Raw genomic sequence first — 18,131 nt, forward strand, 5'->3', positions numbered from 1 at the left:
CGCTTATGCTGATCGCTTCTGTAAAGCTGTAGGTTCAGACCGGAATAAATATCTGCCGCACATCAGAGCTTCTGGCCACTGGTGCATCGTCTGTGTGGAGTGTCTGGTATCTATGGGCATCTTCTGAGTAGGCCTTTCCCGCGCCGTGATAACCGGCAACTTCCGGGCTTTCAAAGCCAGCACTCTTGAGTTCATTCGCTAAGGACTGCGCAAAAGGGAAAACTTTGGTCCCGTCGAGTTCTGGATCCTCTGGTGCATCTATGAAGCCAGGTTCGGAAGAAAGTTTCAGTTCTTCCGGATCAAATGACTCTGGCGCGGTTGCATCTGCGCTGTAGCAGCTTTCGACGCGTATATCGGTGAATGATTTATCCAGACCGCCTTTTGAGAGTTGCTCAGCCAGCCCTTTTGAGGAAACTGTTTCATAGCCTTCCTCACTGGCGCTTCGTTTGCTGGAGATTTCGTTAGAGCCGTTAGCGCCGTGGCCGAGTACGTAGATTTTGTTCTCACCGTTTTTTAGCGTGCCCAGAATGCCGGTTTTCTCATTGCTGATAATGTTTGCCTGCTGCAGAACATCTGCTTCAAAGGAATAGTTTTGTGCCAGCTTCAGCATGTCTGTGTAGGCATCTGATGATACAAAGTCCAGAAGCTCAAATCCCTCAAGGTTCAGCTCCGAGATGACTGCATTTGCCTTTTCGCGAATGTCACTGGCCTGAGCCTGGTTCTTTTCTACCAGCTGCTGCTTGAGCGTTTCCAGTTTGGTTTTAGCAGCATCATTTGCCACGATAATATGGCGTGGTTCCTTACCAGCCGTGTTGCGGGCTTGATTGGTGCCTGCTGCGAAAACTAAGACATCCTCAGATGCGAAGGGTGCGTAGTAGAAGCCTGTTTTGTGTTCCGGTTCTGCCTTTAAGGCGGAATCATTCAAGCTTGAGGATTGTGTGTTTTTAGTATTAACTTGCGCGAGGCTTGCGTTGTTTTCAATTTGAACAGTTGTTTGTGTTGTGTTTACATTGGATATGGGCATGAGGCCACCGTTTTTATTGAGAATCAATAGTAATTGGTGGTTGTATTGTTGTGATTTAGTTTGGTTGATGGCTGTATTGTTTGATACAGCACGCATAGATTGTTTGTAGGTAGTAATATCTACTGGCTCTGAGTAGGTTCGTCGGCTTTGCGTTGTTGCCTTGAGACAGCACAAAGCCCGGCAGATTGCTCGACCGGGCTTTGTTGTCTCCTAAATTTCAATCGGCTAGTTCAGCTGAGTTGCATCACCCATGGAGAAGAACAGAGTTTCGCCGTTTGCATCGTCCACGCCATCATTGTCGGTGGAGATGAGGATGCGACCATCTTTGGTGATTGCCAGACCTTCAACCTTGTCCGGTGTCCAGCCGTTGGTTGCGGACATGGCTGGGAGAAGATCGAGAGTGACCTTCTTGGTCAGCACTGGCAGCTCAGCGCCATGCGGGGCAGGGGTGATGCCTTCCAGAGAGATCACAGTAACTTGCTTGATGGCTGCTTCCTTGCCGCCTTTGTTGTCACGCTCTACGACTGCGAACTTGCCGTTGCCAAGAGATGTGATTTCGGAAAGACCGACCCAGCCACCGGCTGCGCTGCGTGGTGCGTCCAGCGGGTAGTGTACAAAGCCCCAGCTCTCATCAGCAGGGTTGTAGATGCCAATCTTGGTCATGCCCTTTGGATCGTCGTTCCACTCACGCTGTACAGCAACGGCCACGAGAGTTTTGCCGTTCATCACAAACTCAGTTACGCCTTCCAGAGAGAAGCGTTTTGCCTGTGCGATGAGGCTCTCTGGTAGTTTGATCTCTTTTTCGATGATGCCATGCGCAGAGGCTTGAAGCAGGAAGTGCTCCATTTCCTTCTTCGCGTTGCCTTCTGATGCCAACCAGAAGCCGCCGTCTTTGCGCAGGGCGATGCCTTCGAGGTCGTACTTCTTGGCGGTGCCGCCGGTCAGATCCATGTGGCCTGTGATTTCAACGGGCTGTTTGGAAACATCCAGCGTGAAGATGCGGGCGTTGTCGTAGAAGCTGTCTGAGACGGCATAGAGTTTGTTGGCATCGGTTTTGTCTGCGACCATGCCGGAGATCGCGCCCCAGCCAATGGGTGCGTTGGTTTCCGGGTCGATGTTGGAAACCAGCTGCGGGTACTCAGCAGAGGTCGCGCCAAACTCATAGAGACCGACATGGGCGCGGACTTTGTCCTCTACGTTGTCCTTCTCGTTGGCAACAACGAAGAGATTGCGGGATGGGATCGCCAGCAGGCCTTCCGGACCGATGTGCGTTGGCAGGAACTGAACGAATTCTGGTTTGGTGCCGGTGTCGCGGTACACTGCTACGAAGTTTCCGCGTTCGGAGTTCACGAAAATCAGGGTCTCGCCGCTGAACTTACCAACGGTTACACCCTCTGGCTCAGTGCCCTTCTTGTGCGCACGCTTGGCCGGGTAATGCCCGTGTGACATGCCCAGATGTTCCATCTGGTTGCCACTGTCAAACTCGATGGTGCCGTCTTTGTTCCAGATGGTGAACCCACGAGACCCGCCTTTGTAATCCCCCTCATTTGCCGTCACAAAGCGATTATCATCAATCCAGGCCACAGCATCCGGTTCACGGGGAATATCTACCTTTGAGCCAGACGCATCAGAGGCACGAGCTTTCCTGACCGGCACGTTTTGTGCTGTCGCGGTACCAGCGGAAAAGTGGTTGGTGATCTTGCCGGAAGCGAGGTCAACGATTGCCAGGTGGTTGTTTTCCTGAAGGGTAACAACGGCTTGGTTGTTGCCGTTGATGGAAACAAACTCTGGTTCCGGATCATCTCCGCCTTCAGCTGCAAGGCCTGTCATTTCCACGATACGCACGGCATCGCAGTTTTTCGGCATGCCGTTTTGGTCCAGATCGAAGATGGTGAGGAAACCTGCAGGCATCTGCGGCAGAGCACCATCCTTCAGGTCTTCGTCACGCTCGTTCTCAATGGCGATCGTAAGGAACTTGCCGTCTTTGGATACTGCAACGGAGTCTGGCTGGCCTTTGACATCGCACTTCGCAACAATCTGTTTTGTTGCGGTGTTGATAACGGCCACATAGCCAGAAGGTGCGGTGTAGCTCTTAGAGGTATTGACGCCTGCGAACGTGTAATCACCTGAAATTGCAACAGAAGTCGGCTCGCCGCCTAGAGCTGTGCGGCCTGCTGGCTTTGGCTGTGCGGGATTGGTTGCATCAAGAAAGACGATTGCTTCCTGAGGGCCATCGGTGAAAGCAAGGGTTTTGCCGTCTTCAGATGCAGCAATGATTTCTGCGACGGTTTCGGATTTGCGGTCTACGCCTTCCGCCAGTGTTTCGTAAACCGGCATGGTCGCGATGCGTTTAAAGAACTTTGCTTCAGATGCATTTGCAGTAGAAAGGCCAGCTGCCCACATAGTAACGGAAATGCCGCCCAAGAGTGAAGTGCGAAGAACGCGCATGAAAAATCCCCTGTCAGAATAGTTTTGCGGTTAAGTGCTTTCTGGTTAGGGGCACCGCATGGCAGGCCTATGAATGTTTGTTGAAGCTTTGATGACTAAGGTACATCAACGACTAAGGCGTTGCGGGTTCGATGCCGTCGATGGCGTCTATGAAGGGCTTTTTGGGCTTTAGGGCGAAGCCTTTGTCGTGCATCTGGGCGGATTTTATGCGATCGAGACGGAAGGTGCGGACGGCGCTGCGAAGGTGATCCCAAGCCATAATGTACCAAACCGGGTAACTCAGAAAAAGGTAGTGTGGCTCGATGGTTCGGTGAGAAAGGTTGCCGTTCTGATCGCTATATTGGATATGGATGCACTTGCTCATCAAGAAGGCTTCGTTGACAGGGCTTATTGCTTCGCTGTCAAATTCTTCAAAAGATCCATAGACATGAAGAGAAGCCGTTTCGCCAATCCAGATGCGGGACTTCAATGTGTCGACACGGGAGCGGAGCTCTGGAGAGAAGGATGCGATCAACTTGCGGCGGATCGGTTTGAGGTTGGCCAGCAGCAGAGGGGAACGCATGTTCTCTGCGATGGCGAGGCTGATGAGGAGGTCGATCGCTTCCTTGTATTCCAGCTTGAGGCGGCCGACACCCCAGCGGGATTGAAGGCGGATGCCGCCTCCGCGACCTTTATCTGCCTCAATGGGTAAACCTCGCTCGCGGAGCAGTTCCAGATCCCGGAACAAAGTTCTTTGGGAAATGCCGAGCTCTTTTGCCAGATCATGCGTTGTCGGACACTCGCCAGACTTGAGCAGTGCTTCAATCTGCTCAAGTCTATCAAGGCGCTTTAGGGCTGTTGCTCTGGTTGCTCGGCTTGTTTCATTGCTCATTAAAGAAATGTGTCATTAAATGACATATATGTCCATACAAACAGGTCATCCGAATATTGAAGGAAAATAATGATGACCAACCAAGTGATTGAGTTTGCACCCTTTCATCTTGCTGAGGGCAAGAGTGAAAGTGATCTTGTTGCTGCTTCTGAGCGGTTTCAGGCGGAGTTTTTGAATGAGCATAAAGGGTTTATTCGCCGTTCATTGGTGAAGCATGAAGATGGTGCTTATGCTGATATTGTTGTTTGGGCGGATAGCAGTGCAAGCGAAAAGGCTTTTGCCGCCGCTGGTCAACATGAAGCCGGACAGGCGTATTTTTCTTTGATTGATATGAGCCGTGAACATCAGCCGCGCAAAGCTGGTGCAATGGAATTCTTTAGTGTGGTGGGTACTTATGGCTGAGCCTTTTAAAGAGGTTTTCAATCAAGCATCTATTGAACGGATGGCCTCTGCTTTGGCAGGGGTTCATCCCTCATTTCTTGCTTCTGGTTTCACAGCTGAAGCGCTGGATGGTTTGAGTGAACTGGAGCTGAAAGAGCGTTCGCTCCATCTGGCGCGTTGCTTGCGCCGTTATCTCCCTGAGGATTATAGCGAAGCGCTGCGGATTATGATGACGACGCTCTCGGCTCCGTTGGCTATGGAGGATGAGCCAGTCTGGGAGAATGATGGAAGCGGGCTTTCTGGCTTCGTCACAATGCCATTTTCCGATTACGTGCTGCTTTATGGCCTAGAGAAGTTTGAGCTCTCGATGGCTGCTATGAAAGAGATGACGCGTCGCTTTTCAGCTGAGTTTGCTATTCGTCCGTTTATTGAACGCTATGAAGAGGAGGCAATGACGCTTCTTGCTGAGTGGGCTGAGGATGAATGTGCGCATGTGCGGCGGCTTGTTTCTGAGGGAACACGGCCAAGGTTGCCATGGGGACAGCGATTGAAGGGCTTTATTGAAGCCCCAGATAAGTGCCTGCCATTGTTGGAGAAGCTTAAAGATGATGAGACTGAGTATGTGCGCCGGTCTGTTGCAAATCATCTGAATGACATTTCCAAGGATCACCCTGATTTAACTGCAGAGGTTTGTGGACGCTGGCTCGAGCAACCAACCGAGCGTAGATTGCGGTTGGTGCGGCATGCGTTGCGGAGCAATGTGAAGGCGGCCCATCTGCCGAGCCTTGCTGTGCTTGGGTATGATGCAGAACATACGCGTGTGGTGCGTAGTATGTTGGATACTGATCGGGTGGTCTATGGGTCAGGACTGACCTTTTCTGCGGAGATAAGCAATGCCTCTGAGAAGGCAGTTCCGTTTATGCTGGACTTTGTCATCTACCATCGTAAAGCGAACGGGACACAGGCCCCAAAGGTGTTCAAGTGGCGGAGAGGCGAGTTGAGCGCTGGGCAGACGCTTCGTGTTTCAGGCAAACACAGCATTCGGCCAATCACAACACGTCGGTATTACGAGGGAGAGCATCGGCTGGCAGTGTTGCTGAACGGAGTTGAGACGCCGATTGGGTCCTTTGAATTGGTTGGTGTTGAAGAGGTGGTTGCTTAACTGCCGAATGAGCAGGCCTTGACACCGTGCGACAATAGATTATCTAAAATGACAATCTATTGTTTGTGTGTTGAGGGCATCATGCGTTTAGAAGGACATCTTGGACTTTCTACCCTTGTGAAGACATTTCCTTATCGGATTTGTCTTACATGGGCAGGTGTTCTTGTAGAGAATTTTTTGATGGCACTGATCCCGTTGCTCATCGGATTTGCCATTGATGACCTGCTTCAAGGGGTGTTCGACAATGTCATTATAATGGGTGGTGTTCTTGTTGGGCTGACGGTGATCGCGGTTGCACGCCGGATTTATGATACCCGCGCCTATGGCACAATCCGGCTCCATTTAGGGGCGGAACTGGATCAGAGGCATCAGAATAAGCCGGTTTCGAAACGAGCAGCGCGGCTGAACATGAGCAGAGAGCTGGTGGACTATCTGGAAGGGGAAGTACCTGAAGTACTTTCAGCTGTTATCCAGATTATTGTCGCTCTGGTGGTGCTTGCTGGCTTCCATTTGTGGCTGTCAGCGTCGGCGTTTACTGTCGTCGTTCTGATGCTGCTTACTTACTCGGCGTTTAACAACCGGTTTTATTTGCTCAATTCCGCCCTGAATGCAGAGACAGAGAACCAGGTGCATGTGCTTGAGAGAGGAAGCCGGCGTGGTGTCTGGAGACATCTGCGTGCGCTAAGGATGCATGAAGTTCGTCTTTCTGACACGGAGGCCATTGTTTATGGCGTGATTTTCCTGTTTCAGATTGCGTTTATTGTGATCAATCTGATCCTGGCGGCTGGGCTACCCGACATTAGTACAGGCATGATCTTTTCTATCGTGGCTTACTCGTGGGAGTTCGTGGAGGCGGCCATCATGCTGCCTATGACGATGCAAAGCCTGACACGCCTGAATGAGATCACTACGCGAATAAACAATGTAGAAGAAGAGTAAGCTGAGGCAAGAAGAGCTGGCGCGATGACCAGCCCTTACAATCGTGTGATCAGATCAACGATGGTTTGACAGGCGCGGACGTGCGCCATTTGCTATTTTGCGCAGGCCTTTGAAGTCCAGAACGGCAATCTTGTGCTTGCCGATGAGCTTTACAGCGCCTTCCTTCTCCAAGCTCTTCAGAACACGGCTTACAGTCTCAGCGCGCAGGCCAAGATAGTCAGCAATGGATTGCCTGGAGATTGGCAGAGTGAACTCTTCCACAAAGCGTGGAATGCTCATGCGGTTGCGTAGCTCAAAGATAAAGGAGGCCATGCGCTCTGTTGGGGTTTTTTTGCCCAGATCAGAGGAATGGTCGAACTGCTGGTGCATGATGTCCGTCGCGCGGCGCCAGTAGATGCGGCGCAGGTTGGAATCCAGCAGCAGCAATTCTTCGAAGACATTGCGTGGAACCAGCTTCACTAAAGTTGGTGCAAGCGCGACCACTTCACCAGACGCGTGACGGTCTGCACGGTTCATGTCCAGATACTCACCCGGGAAGCGAAGCGTGAGTAGGGATCGGCGTCCGTCACTTAAGTGGCTCTCAACGGCGATCACACCATTGAGAACTGCGAAAACAACAGGTTCCGGAAAGTCTTCTGGCGCCAGTTGATCACCTTCGTTCAGCTCGATGGTTCTGGCGGCACGTAATTCTGCTTTTTCGAAATGATGATGCATCGGGCGACAGAGGCATTCCTCGCCCTTAAAACCGCAGGATTCCTGAACACATTCAAACGAAAGATGGTCAGGTGATGACGCTATCTTTGGAGGGGTTGTCCCCGACATGCGTTAAGCTCCCCGCTTATTACGTGATTTGGCGTAAAGTCCCCTGTAGTCAAGGACATTGATATAAATCAATATTCTAAGGATTACTTTTATTCAACATTTTGTTACCGGATGAGCGTGAAAAAATATCATTCTTTAGAACTCCTAAATCCAACTACTGATTGCAATCAATGAAAACAGTTCAGCTCCATGCAGAAATACTGCGTATTCGGGGATCGATGCTGCCTGACAACGAATCTTGTTAGTATCATCCCAGCCAAACTGGGGGTAACAATGCGCCTTCTCGTCAGTATGTCGATTGCTTTGATGACAAGCACTGCGGCATTCGCAACAGATTTAGGGCCTGTTGCAAAGATAGAGCAGAAACCTGCTCTTGTAGAACTGGGAAAACGCTTATTTTATGATAGCCGTTTGTCTGGTGACACCAACCTTAGCTGTTCAACATGTCATGATCCAGCTAAGGGGTTCACAGACGGCGAAAAGCTTTCTACTGCATATACAGGTACAGAAGGTTTCCGTAATACGCCAACACTGGCGAATGTCGGACACCGGGCAGCCTGGATGCATGATGGCCGTTTAGGTACAAACCTGAACGATGTCTCTCGTGGTATGATCACAGAGACCTACATCATGAACATGGATATGCGCATCATGCAGGAACGCATGAAGCAAGATCCTGTTTACGTTGAAATGTTTAAAGCTGCGGGTAAGGGTGAACCATCTAACGGTGGTGCTCGCGGTGCTTTAGAAGCATTCCTTAAATCCATTACATCTCAAGGTTCCGCGTTTGACCGTGGTGAGCTGACCGTTTCTGAACGACGCGGTTATGAACTCTTTATGGGCAAAGCAGGGTGTTCTTCCTGTCACACGGGCAACCGCTTCACAGATGATCAACCACACAATATCGGTGTTCCTAACAACCCTGATATCTGGTCTGATCCACTGCGTCACATCACCTATGTGACTTACGCGAAGTTCATGGGCGTTAACAACTACATGAACCTGCGTGAAGACCAGGGTGCATTCATCCGGGATCATAAAGAAGAGAACAAACGTTCCTTCCTGACCCCAACTCTTCGTGAGCTGACATACACTGCGCCTTACATGCACAACGGCATGCTGGCGACACTTGAAGACGTCGTAGAATTCTACAACCAGGGTGGCGGTGATGATGTCAACAAAGACTCACGTCTGAAGCCTCTCAATCTGAAGAACAGCGAAAAGGCCAATCTGGTCGCGTTCCTGAAGACCTTGTCTGGCGACAGCTTCGATACTCCTGAATATGTTTGGACAGCCGACGACTACTCTTACGAGTTGATCGAAGACTGGAAAAACAAGAAGAACTAGGGGGCTGCTAAAATGACAACATTCAAAAAAACCATTAGTGTGATTGCACTTGCTGGTGTTTCCATTGTTGCAGTTGCAGCTGGTGTTCAAGCGGCTGAAAAACGCCCGGCAGAACTGGCTCCTTTGGGTGAGCCTCCTTCTCCACCAGATAACCCAATGACACCTGAAAAGGTTGAGCTGGGTAAGCTCCTGTTCTTCGATCCACGTCTGTCCGGTAACGGTGCGATGCCATGTTCGGCATGTCATTTACCAGAGCTTGGCTGGGATTTCCCTGACAAGATCTCTCTGGGCTATCCGGGTACAGTTCACTGGCGTAACTCACCAACGATCGTGAACACTGCATACTACGGTAACCTGTTCTGGACTGGTGTTTCCAAATCCTTGGAAGCAGAAGCCCGTACAGCTGCTCGTGGTGGTGTTGCCGGTAACGGTGAAGACGACATGATGGAAGCGCGCCTTGCGTTTATTCCTGAGTATCGTGAGCGCTTCAACGATGTGTTCGGTACTGAATACCCTCTGATGCGTGACGCTTATATGGCGATTGCTGCATTTGAGCGGTCAATCGTTCAGCGTGATACTCCGTTTGATCTGTACATGCTCGGTGATGATGATGCTCTGAGTGATCAGCAGAAGCGCGGTATGGAACTGTTCACCGGTAAGGCTGGTTGTTCTACCTGTCATGATGGTGCTTTGATCTCCAACCAGAAGTACTACAACCTCGGCGTTCCAGCTTATGACGGTTGGGAAGACGATGAGCTTGCGCAAATCACCTTCCGCTTCGAGCTTTTTGCAAAAGGCTCCACGGAAGAGAAATACCGCAAGTGGAAGGACGATCCGGGCCTTTACTTTGTGACCAAGCAGAATGCTGACCTCGGCAAATTCCGTGTGCCTTCTCTGCGTTACACCAAGTACACCGCTCCTTACATGCACAACGGCATGCTGGAAACTCTGGAAGACGTCGTAGAATTCTACAACCAGGGTGGTGGCACTAATGATTGGGCTGCAACGAAAACCGACCTGATTAAGCCTCTCGGTCTGACCGACAAAGAGAAAGCTGATCTGGTGGCCTTCGTTGAAAGCTTCACTGGCGAGCGTCTTCTCATGGAAACACCTGATCTTCCTGAGTATGAACCGCTTCCGGCTGTAACGAATTAAGAGGAGATGGAGATGACACATCAACCTAAGTCCGTCTCTCCTGAGATGATTGAGGTCGTGAACGGCCCTGAGGAAATTGCAAAAACTGGCAAGCGTTGTGTAATGACACGCCGTCAGTTCCTGCTGACTTCCGGTATTTCTACCTTCACCGTTATGGTGGCTCTCAAGTCTGGTCCTTCCTCTGCGAAGGTGCCTGCGATGGTCTCCACTTATGAGCGCAAGTTCATTTGTAAGCTTTCTGAGCTGAAAGAAGACGAACCGCTCGACTTTAACTATCCGGACGAAGGCGCTTATTGCGAGTCCATGATTGTTAAGTTGGGCAAGGAAGCTGGTGGCGGTATTGGCTCTGACAAGGACATTGTAGCGTTCAACTATACCTGTACTCACCAGGGTGGTCCGCTGCAGGGTACCTATCAAAAAGGTGATAAGGCTCTGGGTCCATGCCCACTGCATCTGACCACCTTTGACCTAACCCGTCACGGTATCTTCATCTCCGGCCAGGCTTACCAGAGCTTGCCTCAGGTTCTTCTCGAGCTGGACGGCGACGATGTCTACGCTGTTGGTATGTTCGGGCTGATCTATGGCCGCTACGACAATCTCAAAGGGTGAGGAGTAAATCATGTCAACTCCCTACTACATTCCTGGAACAAACATTCCGCTGCCTCCGGTAGATGCTGATGTTCTTTCCACTGCTTGTGATTATTGCATCGTAGCGTGTGGTTATAAGATCTATCGCTGGCCTGTTAAGGCTGGAAAAGTAGGTGGTGAAAAAGCCGCTGAAAACGCCTTTGGCGTCGACTTCCCGGTTGATCCGCTGGGCCCATGGGTTGCTCCAAACCAATACAACGTTGTGCTGCACAAGGGCGAACCTCACCATGTGATCATCATTCCGGATAAAGATACCAAGCATGTAAACATCAATGGTAACTCTTCTATCCGTGGTGGTGCGCTGGCGAAGAAGGTTTACAACCCTCAGACCCCAACTCGCGATCGTCTGAAGTCACCTATGATCCGCATGTTTGGCACGTTGATGCCGGTCACCTGGGATCTGGCTCTGGAAATTGCTGCGGAAGTTGGTAAGCACGTTATCAAGAAGCACGGCGAGAACGCTTTCTGCGTGAAAACATTCTCCTACGGCTACATGGAAAACACCTACGCGATTTCCAAGTATGCTCTGCGCTCTGTTAGCACTGCGAACTTCACATTCCACGACACTCCATCTGATGTGACGTCCACTCCGGGCTTCCGTGATGCTGGTTTCGACAACTTCGGTCCTTCTTATCAGGACTGGAAAGATGCCGAGACTCTGATGATCTGCGGTACCGACCCATACGAGTCCAAGACCATTTTGTTTACTGACTGGATTATGCCAGCCATCCAGAACGGTCAAAAGACAATCTTCATGATCCCGCGCCGTACTGCTGGTGTGGCTTATGCGGAGAAGAATGGTGGTCTGTGGCTCGACATCCAGCCAGGTACTGACCTTCTCGTTGTGAACGCGATTGCTCGTGTGATCATCGAAAACGGTTGGCAGGACGCTGAATGGATCCGCGATTGGGTCAACAACAAGTGGGAGAGCTCCTCAGGCTTCGGTCAGGGTACTCGTAACACTCCATGGCAGTGGCGTACGACCTGGGGCAAATTCCAGACCAAAGGCTACGATGACTTCGTTAAGTGGCTGATGGCTCAGGATGAGTTTGAACCAACAGCTGCTGCTGAGACTGCTCAGATCGATGTAGAGAAAATCTACAAGGCTGCTGAGTGGATGGCTAAGCCTCGTGATGATGGATCCCGTCCTAAGACCTCCATTATGATCGAGAAAGGCTTCTACTGGTCCAACAACACCGGTAACACCAATGCGATTTCGTCTCTTGGTATTATCACGGGTTGTGGCGGTCGTCCGGGGCAGGTCATTGGCCGTGCTGGTGGTCACCAGCGTGGTGGTTTGAAGGGTGGGTCTTACCCACGCAACAAGTCTCCTGAGAAACTGCCAGGCCGTCGTCGTCGCGCAATGGATACCGACCGGTATCTGATGAGTGGTCACACCCGCTTTGCTCACGTGATTGGCAACACCTGGATTCAGTCCATGTGTGGTTCCCAGTCTCTTGCTGCAAAGTTTGAAGAGCTGACTGTTCAGAACCCAAATCAGGTGCGCTCTTACGACAAGCAGACCATTATCGACACTCTGAAAAAGCGTGTAGATAGCGGTGGTATGGTTGTTGTGAACCAGGACATCTACCTCGTAGATCCAATTGGTGCACGTTTCGCAGACATCGTCTTCCCAGCTGCTGGTTGGGGCGAAGATACATTCACCCGTGCAAACGGTGAGCGTCGTCTGCGTCTGTATCCAAAATTCTACGATGCACCGGGTGAAGCGAAACCTGACTGGTGGATTGTTGCGAACCTCGCGAAGAAAATGGGCTTCAAAGGCTACGATTGGAAAGACTCCAACGAAGTGCTTGAAGAAGCAGCCCGCTTCTCACGTGGCAGCCGTAAAGACTTCTTTATGCTGAAGGTTGCTGCTCAGAAGGAAGGCAAAACTCTTCACGAGAAGTTTGCTGAGTTCGGTACTGACGGTATTCAGGGCCCAGTTGTGATGCTTGAAGACGGAACCCTTCAGGGTACCCAACGCTTGCATGACACAACCCGTGAACTGTCAGCGACTGGTCCAACCGGTTCCAACCGCTACAACAAGAAGCTCACTCACTTCAACTCTCAAACTGGTAAGTGCAACATCCAGAAGAGCCCATGGAGCCTGTTCTCCGATTATTGGGCATGGATGAAGCCGAAGGATGATGAGCTTTGGGTGACTTCCGGTCGTATCAACGAGCGTTGGCAGTCTGGTTATGATGACCGCCGTCGTCCTTACATCGTGCAGCGCTGGCCTGAAAACTGGGTTGAAATCCACCCAGATGATGCGAAAGAGCGCGGTATCGAGAACGGTGACTACGTGATGCTCTTCTCTGACCGTATTCCGGTTCAGACAGATACCACAGTGGGTATTGAAGGCGATGACTTCACCTTTACCAAACTGATGGATGAAGGCCATATCGAGCTGACTGAAGGCGCTATTACTGCGGTAGCTATTGTTACCCCAGCGCTGAAGAAGGGCATGCTTTACATGGACTTCCTGCACACTGCACAGCCAGCAAATGCTCTGTCTGGCCGCGTGGTGGACTGGATCAGCGGTAACTACAACTACAAGATGGGTGTTGGTCGCATCAAGAAGATCGGCACGAGCCCATATAAGGATAGTTTCCGGTCTATGTCTTTCGCACGTCGCGATATTGCATAGGAAATCAGGAGCTGGCGGGGCTATCCCGCCAGTTCTTTTTCCGCTTGTGCCAAGGGGCTCGCGCATTTGAGCCTTTTTGCAGAAGTGGGCCTTAAGTCAGTTTGTTTTCAACCTGCTTTAAGTTTTTGTTTTGCGTATTCTTGCCCGAACACCGGAGTCCACTACTCGGGAATACGCTTGAGGAGAAAAGCCAATCATGACGGTTTCCATCAGGCATTTAGATCAGGATTTTGCAGTGGAGCAGACCGAAGCTACTGATAAGCTCGTGAAAATCTTGTGTGAGTTGCTTGCAAACGGCGAAGAGCGCGAAAAGTGTCTGTCCGCTCAAATTCTTGGAAAATTTGGCACTTCGACTGCTCATGCTGCGCTTGCTGAAGCGCTGCGAGATGAAGATGAAGACGTCCGCAGTGATGCGGTTGAAGCTCTGATCAGCGCAGGCAAAGGCCTGGATGCTGATGTTCTGCTGTGGAGCTTGCAGAACGATCCAGTGTTGGAAGTGAAGCTTTCTGCCATTGACGGACTTGCAATTGTTGGCGGTACAGTTGCGGAAGAATGGCTGACAAAGCTAGCTAAAGACCGTTGCGAAGATGATGTTGCGTGGGACGGTTACGGTGCTGAATGGGATGAGTGGCTGGATGTGCAGCGCAAGTCCATTCTGGCGCTGGGTACGTTGAAATGTGAAGCATCTGCTGCTGCTTTGTTGGAAGCTGCCCGCGATCCATTTGGTCAGGAAGTTTGGCCGGAAGTGACCATGGCGCTTTCTGAGATGGGCGTTGCCGGGTTGCTTGAACTGGCCTCACTGGCGACAGATGCATCTGCTCGTGTGCGTGAACATACGGCGCGTGCGCTCTCCTCTGCGAAGGATGAGCGGGTTGGTGAGATCCTGCGTGTGCTGTTTGCAGATGCTGATCCTGATGTGCGGGTTGCTGCGGCTGAAGTGCTGATGGCTCGTGGTGAGGAAGCGGATCTGGCTGTATTGCTGGCTGATAGTGAACCGCAAATGCGTCGTCTGGCACTGAAAGCATCTGGTAAACTCTCCTACTCAAAGCTTGAAAAGGTTGCTTTTGAAGACGAGGAGGAGACCCTGCGTATTATGGCGCTTGGGCGGATGGCTTCTTCTGAAATCACCAAGCCGGATGCGCTAATCGAGCGGATTGAACGCTCTTTGCGTAGTGCTAGTGATGCTTTTGTTGCCGCGCTTGTACCTGTCCTTGCGAAGGTTGAGAGTGAAGCTGCGACGGCTCTGTTGAGTGAGATTGCTGTCCACCGTCAGGAGGAAGCAGTGTTGAAAGCGTTTATCGTGCTTCACGGCGAGAAGCCGAGCGTTGATGGACTTGCTGTTTTGCAAGAACAGGTGACAAGCGCAGAACAGGAAATCCGTCTTGCTGCCCTGAACTCTCTGGCCAAGCTGGCTGAAGGTGAAGGTGATTTTGCGGACAATGCTGCTGTACAGCTGGTTTGGGCGGTTTCTGGCAAGCTGATGCCTGAAGCGCATGATCAGGATATTCTCGACGGCGCAAAAGAAAAAGATCCGTCTGATCTGGGTAGCAATGGCAAGGGTGACGGCAAGCAGCCGCGCATTCAGATTGATCGTGAAGGCAATGTGATTGAGCCTCAGGCGCCAAATGAAGTGGTCGCTGAGGAAGAGGTTGTTGCCGAAGAGCCTTCCGCTGAAGAGCTGGTTGCTAAGGTCACTGCTGGTGCTGATCCAGTGGTTGCTGAAGACGTGCCAGAGGGCGCTATTGAGCGTGTGGAAGACCTGCCTGACAATGTTGTTGCCTTCCCGGGCTCAACACTCGGTGCGATCCTGAACACTGAAGACGAGATTGAGAAGCTGGCTGAAGAGCCTGTCGATCTTGGCAAGAAAGATATGCACTTCCTCGAGCTTGCGAATGAGCTGATTGAGAAGAAGCGCGTTGTGCCGGGTCGTCCGGATGATCCTGCTTTGGATATTCGCTTGCTGGCCTTGCGCATATGTGGTGATGCGAAGCGGCCTGAACTGATTGATGCGCTGGTGTCTGCTTTGTCTGATCGTCAGATGCAGGTTCGGTTCGCGGCTAGTCAGAGCCTCGTTCATCTGGTTGAGAATGGGCTTGAGCTTTCTGAGGAAGCCATCGAGCGTATCCTTGCTTTGCCGCCAGAGAATGATGTGGCTGTGCGTGCAATGCGTGTTGAGCTGCTTGGCACCTCCTCAAATCCAGAAGCTGAGAAGGTTGTGACGGCAGCTCTGAAGGACAAAACTGACGCTGTCTCTGCGTCCGCACTGAAAGTTTTGGCCGGAAAACCTGACACTAACATTGATGTGCGTAGCTATCTCAAAAGCCCGCGTCGCCGCCTGCGAGTGACTGCGCTGGAGCTTGTGAGTGCAAACTCAGATACCAGTAATCTGGATGAGATTTTCGAAGCTGCGCAGATGGAAAATGGCGTTCTTATTCCCGGAGCCGCAACGTGTTTGCGTTGCTATGCTCAGGAGAACGTTCTTGGTGCTATGGAGCAGTGGCTGGATGGAGATCTTTCCCGCAAGCTGGCGGCTCTTGAAGTGCTGAACAAATACGTGGCTTGAGGTTTCTGCTCTCAAATGAGGCGAAACCAAATCTCGAGATGGGCATCGGTATTTATCTGGTGCGGAATACGTTGTAAGGAAACCTGCTGGCGTTTGCTGGCAGGTTTTCTTTTTTTGGAGGGGGCATCATGCGATCCAAGACACTTTCTACCGGTTACAAGATGCCAATGCTGGGCCTTGGTACGGTGAACTTTGGAGAGGGTAAGACCTATCCTGCACTTCGTGCGGCGTTGACTGCTGGGTATCGCCACATCGATTGTGCGATGATGTACGACAATGAAGCTGAGATTGGGCAGGCGATTGCTGATGCCATGAAGGAAGAGGGCATCAAGCGCAGCGAACTCTTCATCACCTCCAAGCTATGGAACAGCTTTCATAAGCCTGAAGATGTGAGAGGCGCGCTGGAAAAGACTCTAGCGGACCTTCAGCTGAACTACCTTGATCTTTACCTCATGCACTGGCCTGTGGCGCTGAAGACGGGCGTGAAGAAGCCTACCAGCTCGGAAGACTATTATTCGCTTGAAGATGTGCCGCTGATGGATACATGGCGGGCGCTGGAAGAGTGCTTTGATGATGGTCTAGCGAACACGATCGGTGTTTCCAACTTCAGCACGCAAAAGCTGGAAGATTTGATTATGGAAGCGCGGGTTGTTCCGGCTGTTAATCAGGTGGAGTTGCATCCTTTCCTTCAGCAGAATGATCTTCGCTCTTACAGCCTGCACAACAACATTGCGCTGACTGCATACTCTCCGCTTGGACGTGGTGTTCCAGCGGATCTGACGGATGCGCAGAAGCAGGATGTTGTTCTTGCTCACCCTGTCATTGAAGAGATTGCTGGGAAGCATGGAGCGACGACATCTCAGGTGGTGCTGAAATGGGCGATCCAGAACGATGTTATCGTTGTGCCAAAGTCAGGTAATCCTGAACGTCTGGCACAAAATCTGGCAGCGCTCGAGTGCGATCTTGATGAGCATGACATGTCTCGCATCGCGCATCTGGACAAGAACCATCGCTTTATTCCAGGCGATGAGTACTTCTTGTCCGGCAGCCCGTACACCTGGGAAAACCTTTGGGACGAGCCGCGTCCTGAATAAGGGGTCTTAGACCTTAAAACTGGAGGAGTCGCGTACCAATAAATGCGGCTCTACCCGTTCTGTGGTGGTTGGTGTCGGTTCTCCATCCAGACGTTTGATGAGTAAGTTGGCAACGTCCTTTCCGATGGTGCGCGGGTAGCTTTCAACCGAGGTCAGTGCTGGAGTCCATGCTTCACCTTCTGGCAGGTTGTCGAAGCCAACTACGGCCAGGTCTTCACCGATGTTCCGACCTGCTTTCTTGAGTTCTGCAGCTGCGCCCACTGAGACTAGATCATTGTGGCAGAGCAGGGCGGTGAACTCAGCCTTGTTTGAGACAAGTTGCTGCGCTTTTATGCGTCCGCATTCACGATCAAAGCCGCATACTTCAACATGGATGTCAGATTCAGGAATGCCCGCTGCTTTTAAGGCGTCGTAGAAGCCGCGTTTGCGTTCTCGGCCCGGCATGGTTTCCTGCAGACCTGCAATCATTGCGAACTTGCGATGGCCTTGCTCAAGCAGATGCTTTGTGGCCAGCTGGGCAGCCTGATAATTGTTTGAGCCAATGTAGTCCATCGCCAGACCTTCAATTTCCCGGCAGAAGGTGACCACGGGAATTCTGCGCGTGTTGGCGATCTCGAAGTCACTTCTTTTCGTGCCTGCGCTCGGGCTGATTGCTATGCCTGCGACGCCGTGGCCGATGACTTCTTCAAGCATGGTTTGCTGGCGCTTGGTGTCTTCGCCGACATTGGCGATAACGGGCAGGTAGCCGTGCTCTGAGAGAGCTGCTTCCAGTGACGTGCAGAACTCAGCGTAAAATGGAATTGAAATATCCGGCACGAGAACGCCGACCAGCCGCGAACGGCCAGACCGGAGTTTGGCGGCGTTGTAATCTCTGACAAACCCCAGCTCTTGCATAGCTTTCTTTACGCGAGCTTTGGTTTCATCGGTCATTCGACCTGTGTCATTTATGGTATTCGAGACAGTCGCGACGGATACTCCCGCTGCTTTCGCAATATCGGACACAGTAACTTTGGATTTTTTTAAAGGCATG

General features: G+C 51.4%; 14 protein-coding genes. 9 read left to right on the plus strand and 5 right to left on the minus strand.

Annotated elements, in window-relative coordinates:
- Positions 1–34 precede the first annotated feature (34 nt).
- The 3 genes from PsW64_RS18115 to PsW64_RS18125 all read right to left on the minus strand — a co-directional run bounded on the left by PsW64_RS18115 (position 35) and on the right by PsW64_RS18125 (position 4,343).
- Positions 35–1,024 carry a hypothetical protein gene (locus PsW64_RS18115; RefSeq protein WP_208980870.1) on the minus strand — a complete coding sequence of 330 codons (990 nt, stop codon included), beginning with the start codon at positions 1,022–1,024 and terminating at the stop codon, positions 35–37.
- A gap of 225 nt (positions 1,025–1,249) precedes the next feature.
- A complete protein-coding gene (locus PsW64_RS18120) occupies positions 1,250–3,427 on the minus strand; it encodes an esterase-like activity of phytase family protein (RefSeq protein ID WP_208980937.1) in 2,178 nt (725 codons plus the stop codon).
- A gap of 157 nt (positions 3,428–3,584) precedes the next feature.
- Positions 3,585–4,343 (minus strand): helix-turn-helix transcriptional regulator, encoded by a 759-nt coding sequence (locus PsW64_RS18125; RefSeq protein ID WP_063304473.1) that lies wholly within the window; start codon positions 4,341–4,343, stop codon positions 3,585–3,587.
- Between the two features lie 69 nt (positions 4,344–4,412).
- On the opposite strand from PsW64_RS18125, the gene PsW64_RS18130 reads away from it, so the two are divergent.
- From PsW64_RS18130 to PsW64_RS18140, 3 genes are all read left to right on the plus strand, one after another.
- A complete protein-coding gene (locus PsW64_RS18130) occupies positions 4,413–4,745 on the plus strand; it encodes a hypothetical protein (RefSeq protein ID WP_063304474.1) in 333 nt (110 codons plus the stop codon).
- Positions 4,738–5,886, plus strand: a complete 1,149-nt coding sequence (locus PsW64_RS18135) for a DNA alkylation repair protein (RefSeq protein WP_063304475.1) — start codon at positions 4,738–4,740, stop codon at positions 5,884–5,886. Before PsW64_RS18130 ends, PsW64_RS18135 begins: the two co-directional genes overlap by 8 nt.
- An 81-nt stretch (positions 5,887–5,967) precedes the next feature.
- Entirely contained in the window at positions 5,968–6,825 is an 858-nt protein-coding gene (locus PsW64_RS18140; RefSeq protein ID WP_063291464.1) for an ABC transporter six-transmembrane domain-containing protein, read from the plus strand.
- A gap of 54 nt (positions 6,826–6,879) precedes the next feature.
- Here the strand turns inward: PsW64_RS18140 and PsW64_RS18145 are convergent, their stop codons facing one another.
- On the minus strand, positions 6,880–7,647 hold the full coding sequence (locus PsW64_RS18145; RefSeq protein ID WP_208980871.1) for a Crp/Fnr family transcriptional regulator: 768 nt from the start codon (positions 7,645–7,647) through the stop codon (positions 6,880–6,882).
- A 273-nt stretch (positions 7,648–7,920) separates the two neighbouring features.
- Between PsW64_RS18145 and PsW64_RS18150 the strand changes: the two genes are divergently transcribed.
- The 6 genes from PsW64_RS18150 (at position 7,921) to PsW64_RS18175 (ending at position 17,101) form a co-directional block, all read left to right on the plus strand.
- Positions 7,921–8,994: a cytochrome-c peroxidase gene (locus tag PsW64_RS18150; protein ID WP_063290486.1), complete on the plus strand. Its 1,074-nt coding sequence runs from the start codon at positions 7,921–7,923 to the stop codon at positions 8,992–8,994.
- A gap of 12 nt (positions 8,995–9,006) precedes the next feature.
- Positions 9,007–10,149, plus strand: coding sequence for a cytochrome-c peroxidase (locus PsW64_RS18155; RefSeq protein WP_063290485.1), 1,143 nt, complete (start codon positions 9,007–9,009; stop codon positions 10,147–10,149).
- Between the two features lie 12 nt (positions 10,150–10,161).
- The gene (locus tag PsW64_RS18160) at positions 10,162–10,758 is read left to right on the plus strand and encodes an arsenate reductase (azurin) small subunit (protein ID WP_193757822.1); all 597 of its coding nucleotides are present in this window, start codon (positions 10,162–10,164) and stop codon (positions 10,756–10,758) included.
- A 10-nt stretch (positions 10,759–10,768) separates the two neighbouring features.
- Positions 10,769–13,444 (plus strand): arsenate reductase (azurin) large subunit, encoded by a 2,676-nt coding sequence (locus tag PsW64_RS18165; protein WP_063290484.1) that lies wholly within the window; start codon positions 10,769–10,771, stop codon positions 13,442–13,444.
- A gap of 196 nt (positions 13,445–13,640) precedes the next feature.
- Complete coding sequence (locus tag PsW64_RS18170) at positions 13,641–16,007, plus strand: HEAT repeat domain-containing protein (protein WP_063304476.1); 2,367 nt, start codon at positions 13,641–13,643, stop codon at positions 16,005–16,007.
- A 128-nt stretch (positions 16,008–16,135) separates the two neighbouring features.
- Entirely contained in the window at positions 16,136–17,101 is a 966-nt protein-coding gene (locus PsW64_RS18175; RefSeq protein ID WP_063304477.1) for an aldo/keto reductase, read from the plus strand.
- A 6-nt stretch (positions 17,102–17,107) separates the two neighbouring features.
- On the opposite strand, the gene PsW64_RS18180 is transcribed toward PsW64_RS18175, so the two are convergent.
- Positions 17,108–18,130 carry a LacI family DNA-binding transcriptional regulator gene (locus tag PsW64_RS18180; protein WP_082831158.1) on the minus strand — a complete coding sequence of 341 codons (1,023 nt, stop codon included), beginning with the start codon at positions 18,128–18,130 and terminating at the stop codon, positions 17,108–17,110.
- Position 18,131: the final 1 nt, after the last annotated feature.

Source organism: Pseudovibrio sp. W64, assembly GCF_001623145.1.
Lineage (GTDB): Bacteria > Pseudomonadota > Alphaproteobacteria > Rhizobiales > Stappiaceae > Pseudovibrio.